Genomic DNA, 18,273 nt, shown 5'->3' with positions numbered 1-18,273 from the left:
AATCCGCAATTCTGCGGTTTTGGCCCTCGCGGGAAACTTGTTGGGGAGTGCCTTCCCCAAACCCTGCTATGGCGGCTTGCGCCGCAAAAAGATTTCCGTCCGGCAGGCCGTTTTTTGCGAGAACTGCCCCGGAAATACCTAACAGACCAGCCTATTTTTTGTGATAAGTGAAAGGAGGTTTACAGCCCATGCCGAAGCGATACAACACACCCCACCGCAGCCGCGTTGTGAAAACCCGGCTGTCCGAAGATGAATATGCCGACTTCACAGCGCGGCTTGCGCCCTATGGTATCAGCCAGTCCGAATTTCTCCGGCAGGCGATACGGCGCACCACCATACGCTCCGTTATCCATGTGTCGGCGGTCAATGACGAACTGCTCTCCGCTGTCGGGAAGCTGGCCGCCGAGTACGGCAGGATCGGCGGCAACCTCAACCAGATAGCCCGGTATCTGAACGAGTACGGCGCACCCTACAATGCGCTCTCCGGCGAGGTACGCGCCGCCATAGCCGACCTTGCCGCCCTCAAGTATGAAGTCCTCAAGAAAGTAGGTGACGCGGTTGGCAACACTCAAACATATCAACTCTAAAAACGCCGACTACGGAGCCGCCGAACAATACCTGCTTTTTGAGCATGATGTGATGTACCAGCAGCGGTATCAGAACAAGAACCGCAAGCAGGACTGTTACATCTGCGGCAGCTACAAGAAGCGCACCCGCGACTGTACGGCGCACTTTATCCGTACCGACCTGTTGACCGCCGGTGTCCTCTCCAATCTCCGGCAGGTGACCGAATACGCCGCCAAGCATGAGAGCCGCTTTGTGAAGCTGCTTATCCAGCAGAACGAGATCGGCGGCAAGAGAAAGACCGCCGCAGCCACCAAGCAGCTTGAACAGGCGCAGGAGCGTATTTCCGAAGTGAGCCGCATTATCAAGCGGCTGTATGAGGACAATGTGAACGGCAAAATCAGCGACGAGCGTTTCATGGAACTGTCGGCAGACTATGAGCAGGAACAGCGGGAACTGAAAGACCGCGCCGCCGCTTTGCAGGCCGAACTGGACAAGTCGCAGGCCGCCACCGTCAACGTGGAAAAGTTTATGGGTATCGTCCGAAAGCACCTTGCCTTTGAGGAATTGACCCCCACCCTCTTGCGGGAAATGATTGAGAAAATCGTCGTGCATGAGTGCAGCTATGACGAGAACGGCACCCGCAGACAGGACATTGAGATTTATTACAGCTTTGTCGGCAAGATTGACTTGCCAGAATAACCGCCCGACCTATCCGACACAATGCGCAAGTGCCGGATAGGAACGGCAAAATTTTTTACACTTCTATTACTTCTTTATCGCACATCAGTAAACAGCCACGGTTTTATCAATTATGCAAATCTGCAAAAGGACGCGCAGGAACAGGTGGAACGGTTCGAAACAAAGCTGGCGGGACTGGATCAGCCCATCGGACAGCTCTCGGGCGGAAACCAGCAGAAGATCATCCTCGGAAGAGAGACAAGCCATGATCCGGCATTCATGCTTGTGGCGCAGCCGGTGAGAGGCCTGGATATCGGAGCTATCGAGAAGGTGCACCGGACACTGCTCGAGCTCAAAGAACAGGGGAAAGCTATCCTTCTTATATCAGCAGAGCTTTCGGATATCATGAACTTAAGCGACCGGATCGCAGTGCTCTATGAAGGAAGAGTGAGCGCCCTGTTTGAGAACGGAGAATATACAAAAGAAGAAATCGGACTGTTTATGACAGGAAAAAGTGCGGGAGGTAAGAACTCATGAAGAAATGGGAACAGATGAGTGAACTGAAGAAATCTCTGGCAGCCATCGGAATCGCCATTCTGGTCGGCGCTCTGTTTATCCTGCTGTCAGGCGAGTCCCCCATTGAAGCGTACGGAGCTCTCTTAAAGGGAGCGCTGGGGAGCCCGAAATCTATAGCAAACACGATCAGTAAAAGTATTCCGCTGGCATTTACCGGACTGGCGGTGGCACTTGGCTTCCGCTGCGGCATGCTCAATATCGGAGCGGAAGGACAGCTCCATGCAGGGGCTATGGCAGCCGTCCTGACTGCTTTGAGCCTGTCCTCTTTCCCGGCGCCCATCGTGCTGATCGTAAGTATCATTGCAGGTATCTTTGCGGGGATGATCGTGGGCGGCATCCCGGGATTCTTTAAAGCGAGACTCAATACAAATGAAGTGATCGTGGCGATCATGCTGAACTATATCTGTACGCTGTTTACCTCATGGCTTGTAAACGGACCGGTCAAGTCGGACGGCTCCACTGCACAGACAGAAGTGCTCCCGGAGAGTGCATGGCTGGGAAGACTGATCCCCCAGACACAGCTTACGACAGCGCTTTTTATCCTGATCGCAGTTGCGGTTCTTATGTATATCTTCTTATGGAAGACCTCCGTGGGATACCAGCTTCGTGCGGTAGGCGTGAACCCGTCGGCGGCAGGCACGGCGGGTATCCGGGTGAAAACTTACATGATCATGGCAATGGTCCTGAGCGGCGGGCTGGCAGCCCTTGCGGGAATCACGGAAGTATTCGGCAAGTACCACAGATTTATCGAAGGCTTCTCCCCGTCATTCGGATTTACGGGAATCGCGGTAGCGATCCTCGGCCGCAACCATCCGGCGGGCGTACTGCTTACAGCGCTTCTGTTCGGCATCATGGACATGGGCGCACTGCGTATGAGCCGTGTGACCGACGTATCTACCAACATGGTAACAGTAGTCCAGAGTCTTGTCATCCTTCTGGTGGCGGCTCCGGAACTGATCAAATGGAATAAGAAGAGAAAGAGAGGGTGATCATAATGGCAGATATTAATAATTTTCTTGCGCTTATGCTGCAGTTGTCGGTACCTATCGTTCTTGGCGCACTCTGCGGGACGATCGCGGAGCGCGGCGGTATCATCCTGCTGGGTGTGGAGGGCCTCATGCTGATCGGCGCATTTGCCGGTGTGGCTGGTTCTTTCTTTACCGGCTCCGCATTTGCCGGCGCAGTGCTTTCTGTCCTTGCCGGAGCTCTTGTCGGCTGGCTCTACGCATTGTTCTGTCTGAAATGGAAAGCACAGCAGTCTGTAGTCGGAGTCGGGATCAATCTCTTTGCCAGCGGTATTACGGCGGTCATGTTAAAAGCCATCTGGCACACGGAAGGAATGTCTGATTCTGTGGACGCGTTTTCAGGTTTTACCGTACCCGGTCTGTCGAAGATCCCGGTGATCGGGGCTCTGTTCTATGAGCAGTCGCCGTACCTGTATTTGATGATCCTGATCGTAGCGGCTACATGGATCCTGTTCTACCGGACAAAATACGGTCTGCGTTACCGTGCTATCGGCGATCAGCCTTATGCTGTACAGACCTGTGGTGTCCCGGTCAATCGTTACCGCTATACTGCCATGATGGCGGCAGGAGCTATCGCAGGACTTGCAGGATCTTATCTGTCACTTGCACAGAACAACCTGTTTGTTACAGATATGGTATCCGGGCGTGGTTTCATGGGGCTGGCGGCAAATATCTTCGGCGGCTGGAATCCCATCGGCTCACTGGGGGCAGGTATGGTATTTGCCGTGGCACAGGCAGCAAGATTCTATCTGACGGACTTCGAGATCCCGTCACAGATCGTCCAGATGCTTCCGTATGTGGTCACGCTCCTGATTCTGCTGTTTGTAGGCAAGAGAGTAAAAGGGCCGGAAGCACTTGGCAAACTGGTGGATTAGCCTTATACTAATCATAAGGTTGGTGTACAAGTAAAAATTACTTGTACACCTGATAAAATCTGCGGTTTATACCAGATCAGGATAATCGGGGAATGAACTGCAGTATCCTGTGATTAGTGGAAGGAGAATATACCTGTATGGACAATATTATCAAAGAAAAAAACGTAAAAATACCTTTATACGTATCTGTTTACGAGACGATCACACAGTGGCTGAAAGAAGGAAAATATAAACCCGGCGACAAGCTGCCGGGCGAAAATATCCTGGCAGAACAGTTCAAGGTGAGCAGGGGGACACTGCGGCAGGCAATGCTTCTCCTTCAGGAGGACGGCCTGATCAGCAACCATCAGGGAAAAGGTAATATTGTCCTTTCCAATCATGACGTGACAGCAGGAGGGCTGGAGAAGATCGGAAATCCGATCATCGAGTTCTGTCTTCAGCCTGTTGATGAAAAGGTGCTGACGATCGGTTTTCAGCCGGCCACACAGAAGCATCAGGAAGTATTGAAACTCAGACCTTCGAGCATTGTGGCTGTAATTGATATCACATACTACAGTCAGAAGATGCCGGTGGGATTTGCAATGGTTTATATGCCTTACGCTATTCTTGAGAAAAGCAATGTGGATCTGGAGAATACGGACAGTGTGTACGAATATTATATGAAAGTACTTAACTCATCGGGAATCTACAGTGATACAAAACTCCGTATGAGGAAGGCGAGAGAACGGCTTGCGAACATACTGGAAATTCCGGAAGAGGAAGCGATTCTGACCCTTGAAGAAGAACTTTATACCCAGTACGACACCCCTGTATTATCACAGAAATTATATATGACGGCAGATCTCTATGAACTAAGTCTGAGGAGGAAAAACAAATGAAAAAGGTGCGAATAACTGTACCCGGATTGGAGGATGGTCATGATGGGCGGCACGATTGCCATGAGGGGAAATGTGTCGCCTATGGGAGAAGCAAATGTGACCGGGGACCCGGAGGCATGCGATAAAGTGTTTCTGTCGGGAATGGATGTTACGGCAGTGGGACTGGACGTTACTATGAAGGTCCGCTTGAAACGGGAGCATATGGAATGGCTGAACCGGCGCAGGAGCGCCCGGGCTGCAAAGGCCGTGAGTTTTTTAAACCGGGCGCTGGAATATTACTGGTACGGCAACCAGATGCAGAACTACTGTATAGACGACTGTCCGCTTCATGATCCTCTGGCGGCGATGTACGCCGGAACAACAGGCATCCTGCGGACAGAGACGAGGAGAGCGAGAGTAGAGTGTGAGGGAACGTATACGAGAGGAATGATCGTTACAGATCTGAGAGAACATCCCATTCCCGGCGGTGATATCCATTTTGCTGTGGAGGCGGATGCAGACAGAGCTATAAGAGAATTCCTGTCTGCGTTCTGGGAAGAGGAGAGCAATAAAACTGTATAGAAGCTGCAGGAAAGAAATTCCGGAAAGGAAGGGCTGAGTATGGAGAAATATAAGAGAATATTTGTCATTGTCATGGATTCCCTCGGCGTGGGAGCTATGTCGGATTCCTCGGAATTCGGGGATGTGGGCGTTAATACACTGGGGCATATCTCACAGTCGGTGGACAGTTTCTACATGCCTAATCTTCAGAAAATGGGCATGGCGAACTTGACGCCTTTAAAACAGGTAGATCCGGTGGAGAAGAGCCTTGGGTATTACGGAAAGCTGAATGAGAAGAGCCGGGGCAAGGATACGATGACAGGCCACTGGGAAATGATGGGGCTTGAAGTCACAAAGCCGTTTAAGACATTTACAGAGCACGGGTTCCCGCCGGAGCTGATCGCAGAGCTGGAGAAACGGACAGGACACAAAGTGATCGGAAACAAGAGTGCCAGCGGAACGGAGATCTTAGATGAACTCGGCGAGGAGGAGATCGCCACAGGGCATATGATCGTCTATACGTCTGCGGATTCTGTCCTGCAGATCTGCGGAAATGAAGAGACGTTTGGTCTGGATGAACTGTACCGCTGCTGTGAGATTGCAAGAGAGATCACTATGAAAGATGAATGGCGTGTGGGACGCGTCATCGCCCGCCCTTATGTGGGAAAGAAAAAAGGCGGGTTTAAGCGTACAAGCAACCGTCACGACTACGCCCTGAAGCCCTTTGGAAAGACCGCTCTCAACGCTCTGCAGGACGCCGGGCTGGACGTGATCTCGGTAGGAAAGATCCGGGATATCTTCGACGGCGAGGGCATCACCGGGGCGTATAAGTCCAAAAGTTCTGTTCACGGGATGGAGCAGACGATCGAGCTGGCGCAGCAAGATTTCCACGGTCTGTGCTTTGTCAATCTGGTAGACTTCGATGCGCTGTGGGGACACAGAAGAAATCCCCAGGGCTATGCGGAAGAAATCGAGAAGTTCGATGTAAATCTCGGGAATCTCCTGCCGCTTCTGAAAGACGATGACCTGCTGATCATCACGGCAGACCACGGGAATGATCCGACCTATACAGGAACAGACCACACAAGAGAAAAAGTGCCGTTCCTCGCATATTCCCCGTCTATGAGCGGAAACGGTGAACTCCCGGAGACGGATACATTCGCTGTGATCGGCGCGACAGTAGCGGATAACTTCGGCGTGAAGATGCCGGAGGGAACGATCGGAGAATCACTGATGGAGAAACTGAGGTAGTCCGTGTGGAAGAAAGCAACTTTGAAAAAATCGGATTTATAAATTACAGAGTTTTGATAAAGTTTGGGCAGCCTGCAGGTGAATGCGATTCATCCGCAGGCTCATCGCCATATCTTAAGCCGCCAGAGATTCTGGTAGTTAGTTCTTTGCCTCAGCAATCCGGAGGCGAAAATCAACCGCTTGTAACTTGCAGTGACATCCTATATAATGAAGAAAGGAAAAAGCCAGTATGATACATACTGTAAACGAATTCTGGCCAACAAAATTATTCTTGCATGGATACTGAAATATGTTGCAGAGGAATTTGTGGATATGGATATTGGTCAGATCAAAGAATGTATTGGTACAGATGTACAGGTGTCAGAAGTAAACGTCCTGCCCGGAAGAACAAATACACCGGGATCAGAACGTATTATAGGTGAATCAGAAGAAGATTCAGTACCAGGCGAGGGAGAATTGTATTACGATATCAGGTTTTCCATATACTATGCCCGCCAGAAACAAAGAATCAAGCTGATCATTAATGTGGAGGCCCAGAAAGAATTCCGCCCTGGATATTCGCTTATAACGAGAGGAATATTTTATGGGGCGCGGATGCTTTCATCGCAGAAAGGAACCGAATTTACCGGCAGAGATTATGATAACATCCGTAAGGTATACAGCATATGGATATGTATGAACGCACCGGATTATATTGGAAATGCTATTTCGTATTATAATATCCAAAAAAGTGATGCCATCCCGGGAATTCCGGATGAAAAAGAAACTTATGATAAAATTTCTGTTGTCATGATCTGTTTAAATCCTAAGTCAGAGAAAGGCAATCGTCTGACGAAGATGCTCGGCATACTTTTATCTCCGAGACTTGAAACCGGGGTGAAGATATATCAGTTGGAACATGAATTTGACATACCGATGGAAAATGATATGGGAGAGGAGTTGAACCAAATGTGTAATCTGAGCGATTATGTGGAAGAACTTGGGATTGAAAAAGGAATAGAAAAAGGAATAGAAAAACATCTTAGTCAGCAGGTAAAGAAGAAGCTTGCCAAAGGCAAATCGGTTGGAGAAATCGCTGATGAGCTGGAAGAAGATGAAGAGACTATTCGAAGGATACTAAAAAATATCGAATAAATATAATTCCAGAAAAGGGATTATTTTTATACTCAAAAAGAAAGAAAAATTCTTGACAAATGATATTTCTCACAGTATACTATACAAGTGGCTTGCGGAGAGCGGGCCACGATACAGGGGATTGGTCAAATGGTATGATAGGGGTCTCCAAAACCTTTGGTGGGAGTTCGATTCTCTCATCCCCTGCTATTGAAAAGCCTTGGAAGCAGCGTAAAATCGCTGCTTTTAAGGCTTTTGTGCGATACGCCCGGAGGGCGACCGCCGTGCTTGCACGAGCGGGCATCCGACGGGCAACGGTCATCGAGCGGCAATGCCGTGAGATGAGCGAGGTATCGCGGTTATCGGATAGGGGAAGAAAGCTTCCCCTATCCGATTTTTTATCAAAACGACGAGGGAAAAAAGAGGTCATTCTACTAATATAGAAGTATAATCAGACTTATAAGTGACCGGAGTGAGGAATTTGAAATTATGATGATAGGAATTATAGAAGATGACCGCCTTTTAAATCAGGCGCTGAACAAAATGCTGACAGACAAGGGATATGACACAACCTGCGCGCATTCCCGTAAGGAAGCACTGGCTCTGTCTGCTGACCGCATCGATTTGTTCCTGATCGACATCGGACTTCCGGACGGAGATGGATTGAAATTATATCGGGAACTAAAAGCCGAAAAAGATGTACCGGCGATTTTTCTGACCGCCAGAGATGAGGAACAAGATATGCTGGCGGCTTTTGACACCGGGGCGGATGATTATGTGGTAAAGCCCTTTTCCATGAAGGTGCTTTTGAAACGAATCGAAGTGGTGCTTAAGAGAAATAGAGAGGGCTCTGTCCTTACCTGCGGAGACATCACCCTGTATCCGGAGAAAAAGCAGGTGTTTTCTGACGATGAAGAAATCTCTTTGACAGCGAAGGAATATCAATTGCTCGAGCTTTTTATGGCTAATCAGGATCAGGTGTTGACAAAGGAGAACATTCTGGACCGGATCTGGGGTATTGACGGAGAGTTTGTGGAGGAAAATACATTAAGCGTTACGATCAGCCGGCTGAAGAAAAAGCTGGGAAGTGAGCAGTCACATATCAGAAATGTTTTCGGCCTGGGCTACCGAATGGGGGAATAAAACGATGGATATTGCAGCATGGATTGCTTTCATGATCGGAATTGCAGCAGGCGGAAGTATCATATATATCCGTCAGAGAAAAGTTCGCATGGAAGAGCTGGAGAAAGCGGCGGCGATGACGGAGGATATTCTGGCAGGCCGCAAGCTCCGTATTACTGCTCCGGGCGATGAGTTATTGCTTGCGAGGATAGAAAATCAGCTTGTGCGTATACAGGAGATGCTGGATGGCAGAAGAAAAGAGGCAGAAAAAAGCAGGGATGAAATCCAGAAACTGATCTCGGAAATCGCACACCAGATGCGGACACCTCTGACCAATATTGAAAGTTACACCGGTTTCCTAAAGGATATGGCAGAAATAACTGAGCCGAAGACAAGAGAAGGAGAACAGGAAAGTAATGCAGAGATCAGTTTGCAGTATGTAACGGCTCTGGAGGAAAGTGAGAGGAAACTGCATTTTCTGGTAGACAGCTTCGTAAAGATGGCCCGTCTGGAACAACATATCATCCAGATACGTAAAAATGAGAGTGATCTGCTGAAGACGATCCAGAACACATTTGGACAGATCCAGAACAGAGCGGAGAAAAGACAGATCCGTTTCCATATTACCATGCCGGAACAGGCCGTCTGTATTCATGATTCCAACTGGATGGGAGAGGCAGTCTTCAATGTCCTTGACAACGCAGTGAAATACAGTGAATCAGGCGGCACGGTAGAAGTTTCTCTGAGGCAGAATGAAATGTATTTGAAACTTCAGGTGCGGGATTACGGGATTGGCATAGATGCGGGGGAAGAAAATCAGATCTTCCGAAGATTCTACAGAGGCAGGCGTGTGACAGGACAGGACGGGTTCGGAATCGGACTTTACCTTGCAAGAAAGATCATAAATCTCCACGGCGGTTTTATGATCTCAAAGAGAATGAATCCCGGACTTCTGATCGAAATGAATCTTCCTGTATGAGGCTGCTTTGCGAAGGCTGTCAGGAATTTGTAAGATTTACTGTTTACACTAAAGAAAAACAGCTATAGGAGATTTAGATATGGATATGGTAAATGCAGTAAATCTGAAGAAATATTATGTCACTGACACCTATGAAGTCCGTGCTTTGGACGGTGTGTCACTGACAGCAGAGGAAGGTGAATTCCTCGCAGTAGTCGGAACATCGGGCAGTGGAAAGACCACTCTGCTGAATATGCTGGGTGGACTGGATGTACCCGATTTCGGCGGAGTCTGGATCCGTGGGATCAGCCTGAAAGATCTGGACAGGGAGGAACGTACAGTATTCCGGAGACGGAATATTGGGTTTGTATTTCAGCAGTATAATCTGATCCCGTCTCTCAGTGTCTATGAAAACATTGTTCTTCCGCTCAGGTTGGACGGACAGTGCATAGATGAACCATTTTTTGAAGAGATTACGGATCTTCTCGGTCTGTCAAATAAGTTAGACAGACTCACCGGTACTCTTTCCGGCGGTCAGCAGCAGAGAACCGCGATCGCAAGAGCGATGCTGACGAAACCGGCTGTCCTGCTGGCAGATGAACCCACAGGGAATCTGGACTCCGTTATCGGAATGGAAGTAACAGGTCTTCTGAAATCCTGCGCCTTTCGATTCCACCAGACAGTAATCGTTGTCACGCATCAGGAGGAAGTAGCCCAGATGGCTGACCGGATCATCCGGATGTCAGACGGACGGATCTGTGACACTGCCGCGGGTTTCAACCGGGAGGTGCAGGCATGAAGAGAAGAAACTACACTCCCAATGATAACCGAAATGTGATCCGTATGCTTGCTGTTTCATTTGCCGGATCGGCGAAAGGGAGAAACCGGATCCTTTTTATGACGGTGGTTTTGAGCATTATCACCCTGACAATGGTGTTCGGTATTTCCCGGGGAAAGATCCGTTCGGAAGAGTTAAGTATGATACGGGAGAATGGAACGGCTGCGTCCGGAGTTGTGGAAAGCGGAATTGCGTCCCAATATGCAGCACTTAAATCCCTGAATTATATAAATCAGACGGGCCGATGTTTTACCGTGGGAGTGGCGGAGACCGCAGAAAAGGATTCCGGCGCGGAGGGTGAAAAGGTCACGGTCTGCACGATCAGATGGGCAGATCCGGATGCATGGAAGGACCTGCTTTGTCCAGCCTATACAGAGATTCAGGGAAGTTATCCCGAAAAAGAGTCTGAGATCATGCTTTCCGAAAAGGCGCTGAAGGTTCTGGGAATTACCAATCCTCAGGAGGGCATGGAGATTCCGCTCCATGTTTCCATCGGGATTTTTCAGAGTTCGGAAGAAACATTTTTTTTGAGCGGCTGGTTTACTGATTACAGTAATGAGGCTGCTCCGGGTTATATTTCAGAGGAAAAGCTGGATGCCTGGGGCATTCATCCTGATGATGAGGCAGATCTGGTCTTCCGTCAGTCAGACCGGCTTGGCTGGCAGGAAACAGAAGAACTGCTGTATGAAGATCTGCCTATGAAGGATCAGCATCAGAAAATCACGGTAACCGATACGGCGGGATATCAGGCAGTGGCGGGCATGACGGGCGGTTATGGCATGGCGGTTCTCGGAGCTGTTATTACCTTGTGCGGCGTCTTCTTCCTGTGCCATAATGTGCTTCAGATCTCAATGGCAGGAGATATCCGGAAACTCGGACTCTTAAACACGATCGGCGCGACGCAAAGACAGCTTTCCAAAATCTACTACAGTCAGATCCGGCGGATCCTCGTTCTCGGAACAGCGGCCGGTGCGGCTTTGTCTGCCATTTTGCTGGCGGGAGTTATCCCGGCAATCCTGAACAGTCAGTATTTCAGAGAAACAGGAGGCGCTGAAGGGGTTTGTCTTTTCCATCCGGTCATCCTCTTATTATCCGTCCTCTTTACGGACGGGATCCTTCTGGCAGCGTCAGCCGGAGTGATCGTAAGAACAGTAAGGATGTCCTGTGTGGAAAGTACCGGATATACAGGAACGCAGGGCAAAAAACGATCTCACAAGGAAAGAAAGCCGGTTTTCACGAAAAGAAAACGGACCTCTGCCGGGGAAATGCGTTATCTGGCGTGGAGAAATATTTCCGGTCACAGGAAACGGTTTATCCTGACCGTGCTTTCCCTTTTCCTTGGTCTGGAAGCTTTTCTTGGAGCTGTTGTGATTACAGCAGGAAGCGACTATGTACATGTTGTTGAACAGCGTCCGGATTTCCTGATCGCGGGCCGGTTCAGCACTTACGGACGTGAGCAGGGATATGGAGAGGAATATCAGACGCGGGATGCAGGGCAGGATCCCATGTTGACAGAAGGAGACTATTTTGATCTGCTGTATGATAATGATTATGACGAATTCTCGCCCATATCTTCGGAGGTCAGAAAAGAACTGATGGAGATAGATGGAGTTGATACGGACAAGTCTTATATCATGGAAGGCGCTTATCTTTACACTGTGATCTCTAAAAAAGGAATCCGTCCGCTGGATCAGGTATTTCTCGCAGAGGACGCTGAAGATGAAATGATCGAAGGATGGGATCAGGATGTGGTCCAGATCCTGAAGGAGGATGAGATTGAATCTCTGAAAAAATATGTGGAAACAAACAGCCTTCCTGTTGACATGGATTCTCTTGAGAATGGCACCGGAGTTCTGATCCTTCATGATCATGCATTGTCTGCCGCGCAGGAAAAGCTGGTGGGAGAAAGTATAGGGGAGCCTGTTTATTTTAAGACAATGATATCGCGGGAAGACAGGATCCGGTGGAACAACATGACAGCTCAGGAACAGACAGAACAGGAAGAAGCAGGGGATTTCCAAATGAAACAGTCAGAGGACTTTACTCTATGCGGGTATCTTGATAACCGAAGGGAAGATTTCCCGCAGATCCGGCAGACCTGGCACGGTTCAGAAGGAGGATTGTATTTTCTGATCAGCGAAAAGGGATTCCAAAGGATTCCCACAGAGAAGAAAACACTATACATGGAGTTGAACGTGGATCATGAAAAAGAACCCTCTGTGAAAAGCTCAATACAGAAAATCATTTCCGAAGAAAACCAGCGCCGGAGCCGGATGACGGGAACGGCATTTGATGAAGGAACCGGAGAAGCCGGGATCTTTTGTATCAGCAAGTCTGATCTGATGACTGAGGCGGCCTCTGAGATCCAGAGAAACAGGCTGATCCTTGGCAGTATCAGTGCTGTCCTTTTACTGGCAGGCTTTACAAACTATTTTAATGTGATGGTCACAGGCGTTCTCGCAAGAAAAAAAGAACTGAAGATCATGGAAAGCGTTGGCATGACAGAAAAGCAAAAGCGGACAATGATACAGGCAGAAGGAGGTTATTATTGTCTCTTCACTGTGGGACTTTTGCTGACTGTGGGGATGGGGATTCTTCTGATGATCCGATACTATATGGAACAGAAATTGTCGTATTTTAAATTTACATGGCCCATATCATGGATTCTCTTTTTGATTGCGGGACTTACTATGATCAATGTGACAACAGCATGGATTATGTGTAAAGATGAGGGAGAAAATTCATCTGGAAAAGGAACACGGTTTTTGATGCCATTTTGATGCCGAAATGAGGTATAATATCCCTGCTCTTGTTTTGAGAGAGCAGGGATTATTTTATGCGAGAGGGAAAAGGCATGATAAAAATATTGATCGTTGAAGACGAGATCTCCATATCGAAATTGATGGAGATGAGTCTGAAAAGATCGGGGTATCAATGCGACTGTGCATATGACGGCGAAGAGGCTCTGGAGAAAATCAGCAGAAATATATATGATCTGATCCTGCTTGATGTGATGCTTCCGAAAATAGACGGGTTTGAATTAATGGAATATATCCGGCCGCTGGAGATACCGGTGATTTTTATAACGGCAAAGGATTCTGTAAATAACCGGCTAAAAGGGCTGCGTATGGGAGCCGAGGACTACATCGTGAAGCCTTTTGAGATCATAGAGCTTCTGGCACGGGTGGATGTGGTGCTGCGGCGTTTCAGGCTTACGGATGAGGTGATGGATATATGCGGCCTCCACATTGATCTGAGATCCATGCAGGTGACGAGGAACGGAAGAGAGATTCCTCTGACGAAAAAGGAATATGATCTGCTTCTTCTATTTACAAGAAATCCAAACACTGCACTTTACAGAGAAACGATCTATGAAAGAGTATGGAGCGGAGAATTTGAGTATGGCAGTAAAGCGGTGGATCTGCTGGTCCAGCGGCTGCGGAAGAAGGTGGAATGGAGTAGAGAACTGAAAGCGGAGAATTCATACAGGCTGCTTATATATACATTGCAGATGTCAGGAGAAACAGAGATGTTTTCTGAATCAGAGAACATAGAGGATACTCTCCGGCAGATAGCCGGGCAGAGACGAAGCTATTGGGATTCTGTAGCCCTTTCCGGCGGTGACGGGGTGGTGTACAGTCAGGGGAAGGCAGCAGAATATCTGACCCGGGCAGAAGAAAGAGGAAATGAAGAATCGTGTGTGGTCACATCTTTCCGGACAGATGACGGCAGTGTATACATCAGAGTTTCAGGGGGATTCTCATCCGGAGATCAGACAATGTATTTAGAAGCAGGACACGATATTTCATCTCTGTACGAAAAGCGGGAATATCAGCAGAAAATTTATAGAATTATTTTTGTCACTGCTATGATCATATGTGCGGTCTTTTCCTATGGAATGTCATATTTGCTGACTCGTCCGCTGTCTGTGCTGGCAAAGGGAGCCAGAGAAATCTCGGGAGGCAATCTCTCATTCCGGACAAATATTCGTTCCGGAGATGAAATCGGAAGCCTGTCAAAGGATTTTGACCGGATGTCAGAGCAGATCGAGACCAATGTCCGAGAACTTGAACAGGCCGTAGAGCGGCAGGAGAGGTTTGTGGGGAGCTTTACCCATGAGTTGAAAACACCTATGACAGCGGTAATCGGATATGCTGATCTGCTCCGCAGTCAACAGCTTACAGAAGAGGAGCGGCGGGATGCGGCCGGTTACATTTTCTCCGAAGGCAGGCGGCTGGAGCGCCTGTCTATGAAACTTCTGGATATCTATGTGGCAGAGAAAACAGACGTCCGGCTGTCCATCCACAGCCCGGGCCGTATTGCAGAAAATATGGCAGAACATTTAAGGCCGGTCTTCGAAAAGAAAAAGATCACTCTGAAAGGAAACTATGAAAAAGGAAAATGCCTGCTTGAGCCGGACCTGCTCCGCTCTCTGACTGTCAATCTGATAGACAACGCGTCTAAGGCGGCCGGGATAGGCGGACATATATGGGTGGCGGTCAGAATGACCGATGAGGGCTGCGTACTCTGTGTGGACGACGACGGACCGGGAATCCCAGAAGAAGCAAGAGAACATCTGACCGAAGCGTTTTACCGGGTCGATAAGTCGAGGTCGAGAAAGCAGGGGGGAGCCGGACTGGGGCTGACTCTGTGCGCAGAAATCGTAAAACTGCATGGCGGGACTCTTGTTTTTAAAAGGCGCAGAGGCGGAGGAACAAGAGTGATTGCCGAACTGAGAGGAGGCCGTTATGAAAAATAGAAGGGGAATGGCCGTTGCAGCGGCCTTTTTAGCCGCGGCTGCACTGGCCGCCGGCTTTTTCCTGCCGGATCTTGCGGGGAGAGCCGCAGATCAGAAGCTGAGCGTGCAGGCAGAGACATTTGCCATAGGAAAAGTGCCGTCAGCAGCAGACGCGAGACTGGTGGATATGCTGAAACTGGCAGACACTATGAGAATGAACTGTATCTGGACCATGGCGCCGTAAGTGATGAGAGCGATATAAGGATAAGTGCCGCAGACATAATAAACCGTCTGTCAGAGTACGGAGTGCTGGACAAAATCGAATGCGAAGATTTTTCGCTGTCTCCGTTTATAGCTGTTAAAGGGAAAATGCTTTCTTTCGGATTTACCCGGTACGGGGGAAATCCGGGGGCGGAAGAGGGATATCAAAATGAGGAAGAAATAAGCAAAGAGATACAGGAGGATCTTCAGAAAAAGAGCGCCGGATTGCAGACTTTCTGTGAAGAATACTATGGATTCCGGCATACTGACACAGAGTACCATACAGAGAGCCCCTCCTGTTTTGCCCGTACCTTCTTTGAAGATGAGAGCGGGAAAAATATCACGCTCGATCTGGAGCGGAATCAGTACGGAACCGTGTATACGTGGAACAGGACTTTATAGAAAGATCAGGGAAATGAAGCCGTTTTGATGCCGGCAACATGCTTCTTTGAGGGAATGGGATTTTAAAATTATGACATAATAAAAACCAATGAGGTGAGTATTTATGTCATACAGAAAGCAGCGGGGATACAGAAAGTGCGGAGGAAAATACGGGAAAAGACGGAGAAGCCCCCGAAAGACCGGTGTCAGACTGCCGGCAGTTATCATGGGGACTGTACTGATCCTGATTTTGTGCGGAAGGGTGATCCTCACCGGCGGAATCGGAGAAATAACAGGATGGTCGGCTGAAATCCAGGCGGTCGCGGCTGACGCAATGGCAGATGCAGCACCCGGACAGAAAGACAGCCGGACGAAACAGGCGCACCAGGCGAAAAAGGAACAGGAGTGGAATCTTCTCCTTGTAAATCCGTGGAATTGGGTTCCGGAGAATTACGAACCGGAACTGACGTATCTGCGAAACGGACAGGCTGTAGATTCAAGATGTTATCCGGAGCTTCAGCAGATGATAGACGACTGCCGGGCAGCAGGATTTGAACCCCTGATCTGTGCGTCTTATCGGACAATGGAGAAGCAGGAAGCTCTGTTTGAAGATAAAGAAGCGAATCTGATTCGCGAAGGATACCCGGAGAATGAAGTCGAGGTTGAGGCTGCAAAGGTAGTTGCATATCCGGGGACAAGCGAACATCAGCTGGGACTGGCTCTGGACATTGTAGATGTCAGCTATCAGCAGCTGGACACAGAGCAGGAAAATACACCGGTCCAGCAATGGCTGATGAAGAACAGCTGGAAGTACGGATTTGTCCTTCGCTATCCTACTGATAAAAGCGATATCACCGGTATTATCTATGAACCGTGGCACTATCGTTATGTGGGAAAAGAAGCGGCGGCAGAGATGTATGAGAATAAACTCTGTCTGGAGGAGTATCTGGGGATAAATTAATCTCTATGATGTTCCGGAATACAGTGAGCGCATCCGTTCCTTGTGATTCCCAGCACGGATGCAAACAGCACGGCTTCCGCGTAGGTGTCGCAGGCAAAGATATTGCCGGCATCTATTTTGTCAATACAGCACGGTGGTGATTCACGGTCGAGATCGTGGATTTCCCCTGTGTTTTTGTTTAATATGAATTGTTTTCCGTTAAACGGCGCTTCATTCCGGCGCATAAAATCAACTCCTTTTACTGAATTTTACGAATCTGCGTCGGGAGTGCCCGCTGACAGTTCCCGACTTCCTTCATTATACTTTGGCGATGCTGTGCGGTCAATATCAGAAAAAAGTACAGCTTCTGTAAAAAGTACAATTTTTAATGTAAGATTTTACGCAAAACATAATTCAAAGATGATGGCGCAGGGAGAACTGCAGAGCAGCTTACGGCTATGGAACAACTGTGGTTATGCTCCTCAGAAAAGAACCTTCCTCTTCTTGATTCTGGCATTTTGGACTGATATAATCAGTGTTGTACGCGAGATATTAATCACGAGAAGGAGGAGTTAAAAGTGGCAGATTATGTGATCACAACAGATTCCAATTCCGACGTGCTGCCGGAATTTATCAAAGAGAATGATCTTACGATTATTCCACAGTATTATTCGTTTGGGGATACAGTATATGGGGACGAGCTCAATATGCCGCCGCACGAATTCTATGAAACTATGAGAAAAGGGGAACTGCCGAAATCTCAGGCAAATAATCCTGCGGTAATCAGGGAGAAATTTGAAAAGATCCTAAAAGAGGGGAAAAATATACTTCATATTGCGTTTTCCAGCGCGTTGAGCGGAAGCTGCAATAATGTTGTCATGACGGCGAACGAGCTTATGGAGGATTATCCGGACCGGAAAATCATGGTGTTTGATTCGTTGAATGCATCCCTGGGCGAGGGAGTGTCCGTTTACCGTGCAGTAGAACTCTGGAAAGAAGAAAAGAGCATGGAGGAAGTATATGATATCCTGATGGAGGAGCGGGATCATGTAAATGTGTCGTTTACGGTAAATGATCTGTATCATCTGCAGAGAGGCGGACGTGTGTCCAAGACAACGGCAGTTGTCGGAAGTCTTGTGAATATCAAGCCGATTCTGGCCGTGACGTCGACCGGCGAGCTGAAGTCAGACGGAACAGTGAGAGGGCGCAAGAAATCTCTCAAGACACTGGTGGCCAGGCTGGAAGAGTCGCTGGACCTGGATTCCTATGGAAAGGACAGGCTGGTTGCAGTTCTCCACGGAGATTGTATAGACGATGCAAAAGCTGTGGCTGATATGGTAAAAGAACTCGGATTTACAAATGTAATAATCAATGATGTGAGCCCGAGCATCGGAACACACGCTGGTCCGGGAGTTGTAGGACTTATCAATTACGGAAAGAAGCGGAAATAGTCAAAAAGGGACAGGGCAAAACTTAATTGGGGACGTAGTAAAATCCGATTTTACTACGTCCCCAATTAAAGCTTACGGTGT

At 48.6% G+C, this 18,273-nt stretch carries 19 protein-coding genes, 1 tRNA gene and 2 pseudogenes; 21 read left to right on the top strand and 1 reads right to left on the bottom strand.

The features are described 5' to 3' along the window. Positions 1 to 188: 188 nt before the first annotated feature. The 20 genes and pseudogenes from FNY66_RS06450 (at position 189) to FNY66_RS06365 (ending at position 16,762) form a co-directional block, all read left to right on the top strand. On the top strand, positions 189 to 587 hold the full coding sequence (locus FNY66_RS06450) for a plasmid mobilization protein (protein ID WP_150310614.1): 399 nt from the start codon (positions 189 to 191) through the stop codon (positions 585 to 587). Positions 588 to 636: 49 nt separating this feature from the next. Next, positions 637 to 1,266: pseudogene (locus tag FNY66_RS06445) on the top strand (DUF4368 domain-containing protein); the annotation flags it as partial. A 144-nt stretch (positions 1,267 to 1,410) separates the two neighbouring features. Next, on the top strand, positions 1,411 to 1,782 hold the full coding sequence (locus FNY66_RS06440; RefSeq protein ID WP_229409460.1) for an ATP-binding cassette domain-containing protein: 372 nt from the start codon (positions 1,411 to 1,413) through the stop codon (positions 1,780 to 1,782). After that, the gene (locus tag FNY66_RS06435; RefSeq protein WP_150310613.1) at positions 1,779 to 2,810 is read left to right on the top strand and encodes an ABC transporter permease; all 1,032 of its coding nucleotides are present in this window, start codon (positions 1,779 to 1,781) and stop codon (positions 2,808 to 2,810) included. The genes FNY66_RS06440 and FNY66_RS06435 overlap by 4 nt, the downstream gene beginning before the upstream one ends. A gap of 5 nt (positions 2,811 to 2,815) precedes the next feature. Beyond that, positions 2,816 to 3,721, top strand: coding sequence for an ABC transporter permease (locus tag FNY66_RS06430; protein WP_150310612.1), 906 nt, complete (start codon positions 2,816 to 2,818; stop codon positions 3,719 to 3,721). A gap of 137 nt (positions 3,722 to 3,858) precedes the next feature. Further along, complete coding sequence (locus tag FNY66_RS06425; RefSeq protein WP_150310611.1) at positions 3,859 to 4,599, top strand: GntR family transcriptional regulator; 741 nt, start codon at positions 3,859 to 3,861, stop codon at positions 4,597 to 4,599. Between the two features lie 39 nt (positions 4,600 to 4,638). After that, positions 4,639 to 5,160 (top strand): nucleoside hydrolase, encoded by a 522-nt coding sequence (locus tag FNY66_RS06420; protein ID WP_229409459.1) that lies wholly within the window; start codon positions 4,639 to 4,641, stop codon positions 5,158 to 5,160. Positions 5,161 to 5,199: 39 nt separating this feature from the next. Beyond that, positions 5,200 to 6,390, top strand: coding sequence for a phosphopentomutase (locus FNY66_RS06415; protein ID WP_150310609.1), 1,191 nt, complete (start codon positions 5,200 to 5,202; stop codon positions 6,388 to 6,390). Positions 6,391 to 6,395: 5 nt separating this feature from the next. Further along, positions 6,396 to 6,623 carry a hypothetical protein gene (locus tag FNY66_RS15460; RefSeq protein WP_190324801.1) on the top strand — a complete coding sequence of 76 codons (228 nt, stop codon included), beginning with the start codon at positions 6,396 to 6,398 and terminating at the stop codon, positions 6,621 to 6,623. After that, positions 6,598 to 7,524: a hypothetical protein gene (locus FNY66_RS06410; RefSeq protein WP_150310608.1), complete on the top strand. Its 927-nt coding sequence runs from the start codon at positions 6,598 to 6,600 to the stop codon at positions 7,522 to 7,524. Before FNY66_RS15460 ends, FNY66_RS06410 begins: the two co-directional genes overlap by 26 nt. Positions 7,525 to 7,639: 115 nt before the next feature. Then, positions 7,640 to 7,710: transfer RNA gene (locus FNY66_RS06405), tRNA-Trp, on the top strand. Between the two features lie 282 nt (positions 7,711 to 7,992). After that, positions 7,993 to 8,646, top strand: coding sequence for a response regulator transcription factor (locus FNY66_RS06400; protein WP_150310607.1), 654 nt, complete (start codon positions 7,993 to 7,995; stop codon positions 8,644 to 8,646). A gap of 4 nt (positions 8,647 to 8,650) precedes the next feature. Further along, entirely contained in the window at positions 8,651 to 9,604 is a 954-nt protein-coding gene (locus FNY66_RS06395; RefSeq protein WP_150310606.1) for a sensor histidine kinase, read from the top strand. A 79-nt stretch (positions 9,605 to 9,683) separates the two neighbouring features. Beyond that, complete coding sequence (locus FNY66_RS06390; protein WP_150310605.1) at positions 9,684 to 10,382, top strand: ABC transporter ATP-binding protein; 699 nt, start codon at positions 9,684 to 9,686, stop codon at positions 10,380 to 10,382. Next, positions 10,379 to 13,201, top strand: a complete 2,823-nt coding sequence (locus FNY66_RS06385) for an FtsX-like permease family protein (RefSeq protein ID WP_150310604.1) — start codon at positions 10,379 to 10,381, stop codon at positions 13,199 to 13,201. Before FNY66_RS06390 ends, FNY66_RS06385 begins: the two co-directional genes overlap by 4 nt. 74 nt (positions 13,202 to 13,275) lie before the next feature. Next, positions 13,276 to 13,914: pseudogene (locus tag FNY66_RS16135) on the top strand (response regulator transcription factor); the annotation flags it as partial. Between the two features lie 18 nt (positions 13,915 to 13,932). After that, positions 13,933 to 15,180 (top strand): sensor histidine kinase, encoded by a 1,248-nt coding sequence (locus FNY66_RS16130; protein ID WP_324613903.1) that lies wholly within the window; start codon positions 13,933 to 13,935, stop codon positions 15,178 to 15,180. Continuing rightward, positions 15,170 to 15,403 carry a hypothetical protein gene (locus FNY66_RS06375; protein ID WP_150310602.1) on the top strand — a complete coding sequence of 78 codons (234 nt, stop codon included), beginning with the start codon at positions 15,170 to 15,172 and terminating at the stop codon, positions 15,401 to 15,403. Before FNY66_RS16130 ends, FNY66_RS06375 begins: the two co-directional genes overlap by 11 nt. Before the next feature lie 62 nt (positions 15,404 to 15,465). Beyond that, a complete protein-coding gene (locus tag FNY66_RS06370) occupies positions 15,466 to 15,822 on the top strand; it encodes a hypothetical protein (protein ID WP_150310601.1) in 357 nt (118 codons plus the stop codon). Positions 15,823 to 15,925: 103 nt separating this feature from the next. Next, the gene (locus tag FNY66_RS06365) at positions 15,926 to 16,762 is read left to right on the top strand and encodes a M15 family metallopeptidase (RefSeq protein WP_229409458.1); all 837 of its coding nucleotides are present in this window, start codon (positions 15,926 to 15,928) and stop codon (positions 16,760 to 16,762) included. Here the strand turns inward: FNY66_RS06365 and FNY66_RS06360 are convergent. Further along, positions 16,759 to 16,986, bottom strand: coding sequence for a 3-hydroxyacyl-CoA dehydrogenase (locus FNY66_RS06360; protein ID WP_150310600.1), 228 nt, complete (start codon positions 16,984 to 16,986; stop codon positions 16,759 to 16,761). The two genes, FNY66_RS06365 and FNY66_RS06360, sit on opposite strands and share 4 nt — an antisense overlap. Before the next feature lie 333 nt (positions 16,987 to 17,319). On the opposite strand from FNY66_RS06360, the gene FNY66_RS06355 reads away from it, so the two are divergent. Next, on the top strand, positions 17,320 to 18,192 hold the full coding sequence (locus FNY66_RS06355) for a DegV family protein (RefSeq protein WP_087151700.1): 873 nt from the start codon (positions 17,320 to 17,322) through the stop codon (positions 18,190 to 18,192). The last annotated feature ends 81 nt before the right edge of the window (positions 18,193 to 18,273 follow it).

Origin of the sequence: Mediterraneibacter catenae (assembly GCF_008691045.1) — a bacterium.
GTDB classification, from domain to species: Bacteria; Bacillota; Clostridia; order Lachnospirales; family Lachnospiraceae; genus Mediterraneibacter; species Mediterraneibacter ornithocaccae.
This window is presented reverse-complemented; position numbering and strand designations above follow the sequence as displayed.

Excerpts from the sequence above, each read along its gene's own strand:
- FNY66_RS06450 (WP_150310614.1), top strand. The coding sequence starts at position 189 with ATGCCGAAGCGATACAACACACCCCACCGCAGCCGCGTTGTGAAAACC.
- FNY66_RS06435 (WP_150310613.1), top strand. The coding sequence starts at position 1,779 with ATGAAGAAATGGGAACAGATGAGTGAACTGAAGAAATCTCTGGCAGCC.
- FNY66_RS06430 (WP_150310612.1), top strand. The coding sequence starts at position 2,816 with ATGGCAGATATTAATAATTTTCTTGCGCTTATGCTGCAGTTGTCGGTA.
- FNY66_RS06425 (WP_150310611.1), top strand. The coding sequence starts at position 3,859 with ATGGACAATATTATCAAAGAAAAAAACGTAAAAATACCTTTATACGTA.
- FNY66_RS06420 (WP_229409459.1), top strand. The coding sequence starts at position 4,639 with ATGATGGGCGGCACGATTGCCATGAGGGGAAATGTGTCGCCTATGGGA.
- FNY66_RS06415 (WP_150310609.1), top strand. The coding sequence starts at position 5,200 with ATGGAGAAATATAAGAGAATATTTGTCATTGTCATGGATTCCCTCGGC.
- FNY66_RS06410 (WP_150310608.1), top strand. The coding sequence starts at position 6,598 with ATGAAGAAAGGAAAAAGCCAGTATGATACATACTGTAAACGAATTCTG.
- FNY66_RS06400 (WP_150310607.1), top strand. The coding sequence starts at position 7,993 with ATGATGATAGGAATTATAGAAGATGACCGCCTTTTAAATCAGGCGCTG.
- FNY66_RS06395 (WP_150310606.1), top strand. The coding sequence starts at position 8,651 with ATGGATATTGCAGCATGGATTGCTTTCATGATCGGAATTGCAGCAGGC.
- FNY66_RS06390 (WP_150310605.1), top strand. The coding sequence starts at position 9,684 with ATGGATATGGTAAATGCAGTAAATCTGAAGAAATATTATGTCACTGAC.
- FNY66_RS06385 (WP_150310604.1), top strand. The coding sequence starts at position 10,379 with ATGAAGAGAAGAAACTACACTCCCAATGATAACCGAAATGTGATCCGT.
- FNY66_RS16130 (WP_324613903.1), top strand. The coding sequence starts at position 13,933 with ATGTCAGGAGAAACAGAGATGTTTTCTGAATCAGAGAACATAGAGGAT.
- FNY66_RS06375 (WP_150310602.1), top strand. The coding sequence starts at position 15,170 with ATGAAAAATAGAAGGGGAATGGCCGTTGCAGCGGCCTTTTTAGCCGCG.
- FNY66_RS06365 (WP_229409458.1), top strand. The coding sequence starts at position 15,926 with ATGTCATACAGAAAGCAGCGGGGATACAGAAAGTGCGGAGGAAAATAC.
- FNY66_RS06360 (WP_150310600.1), bottom strand. The coding sequence starts at position 16,986 with ATGCGCCGGAATGAAGCGCCGTTTAACGGAAAACAATTCATATTAAAC.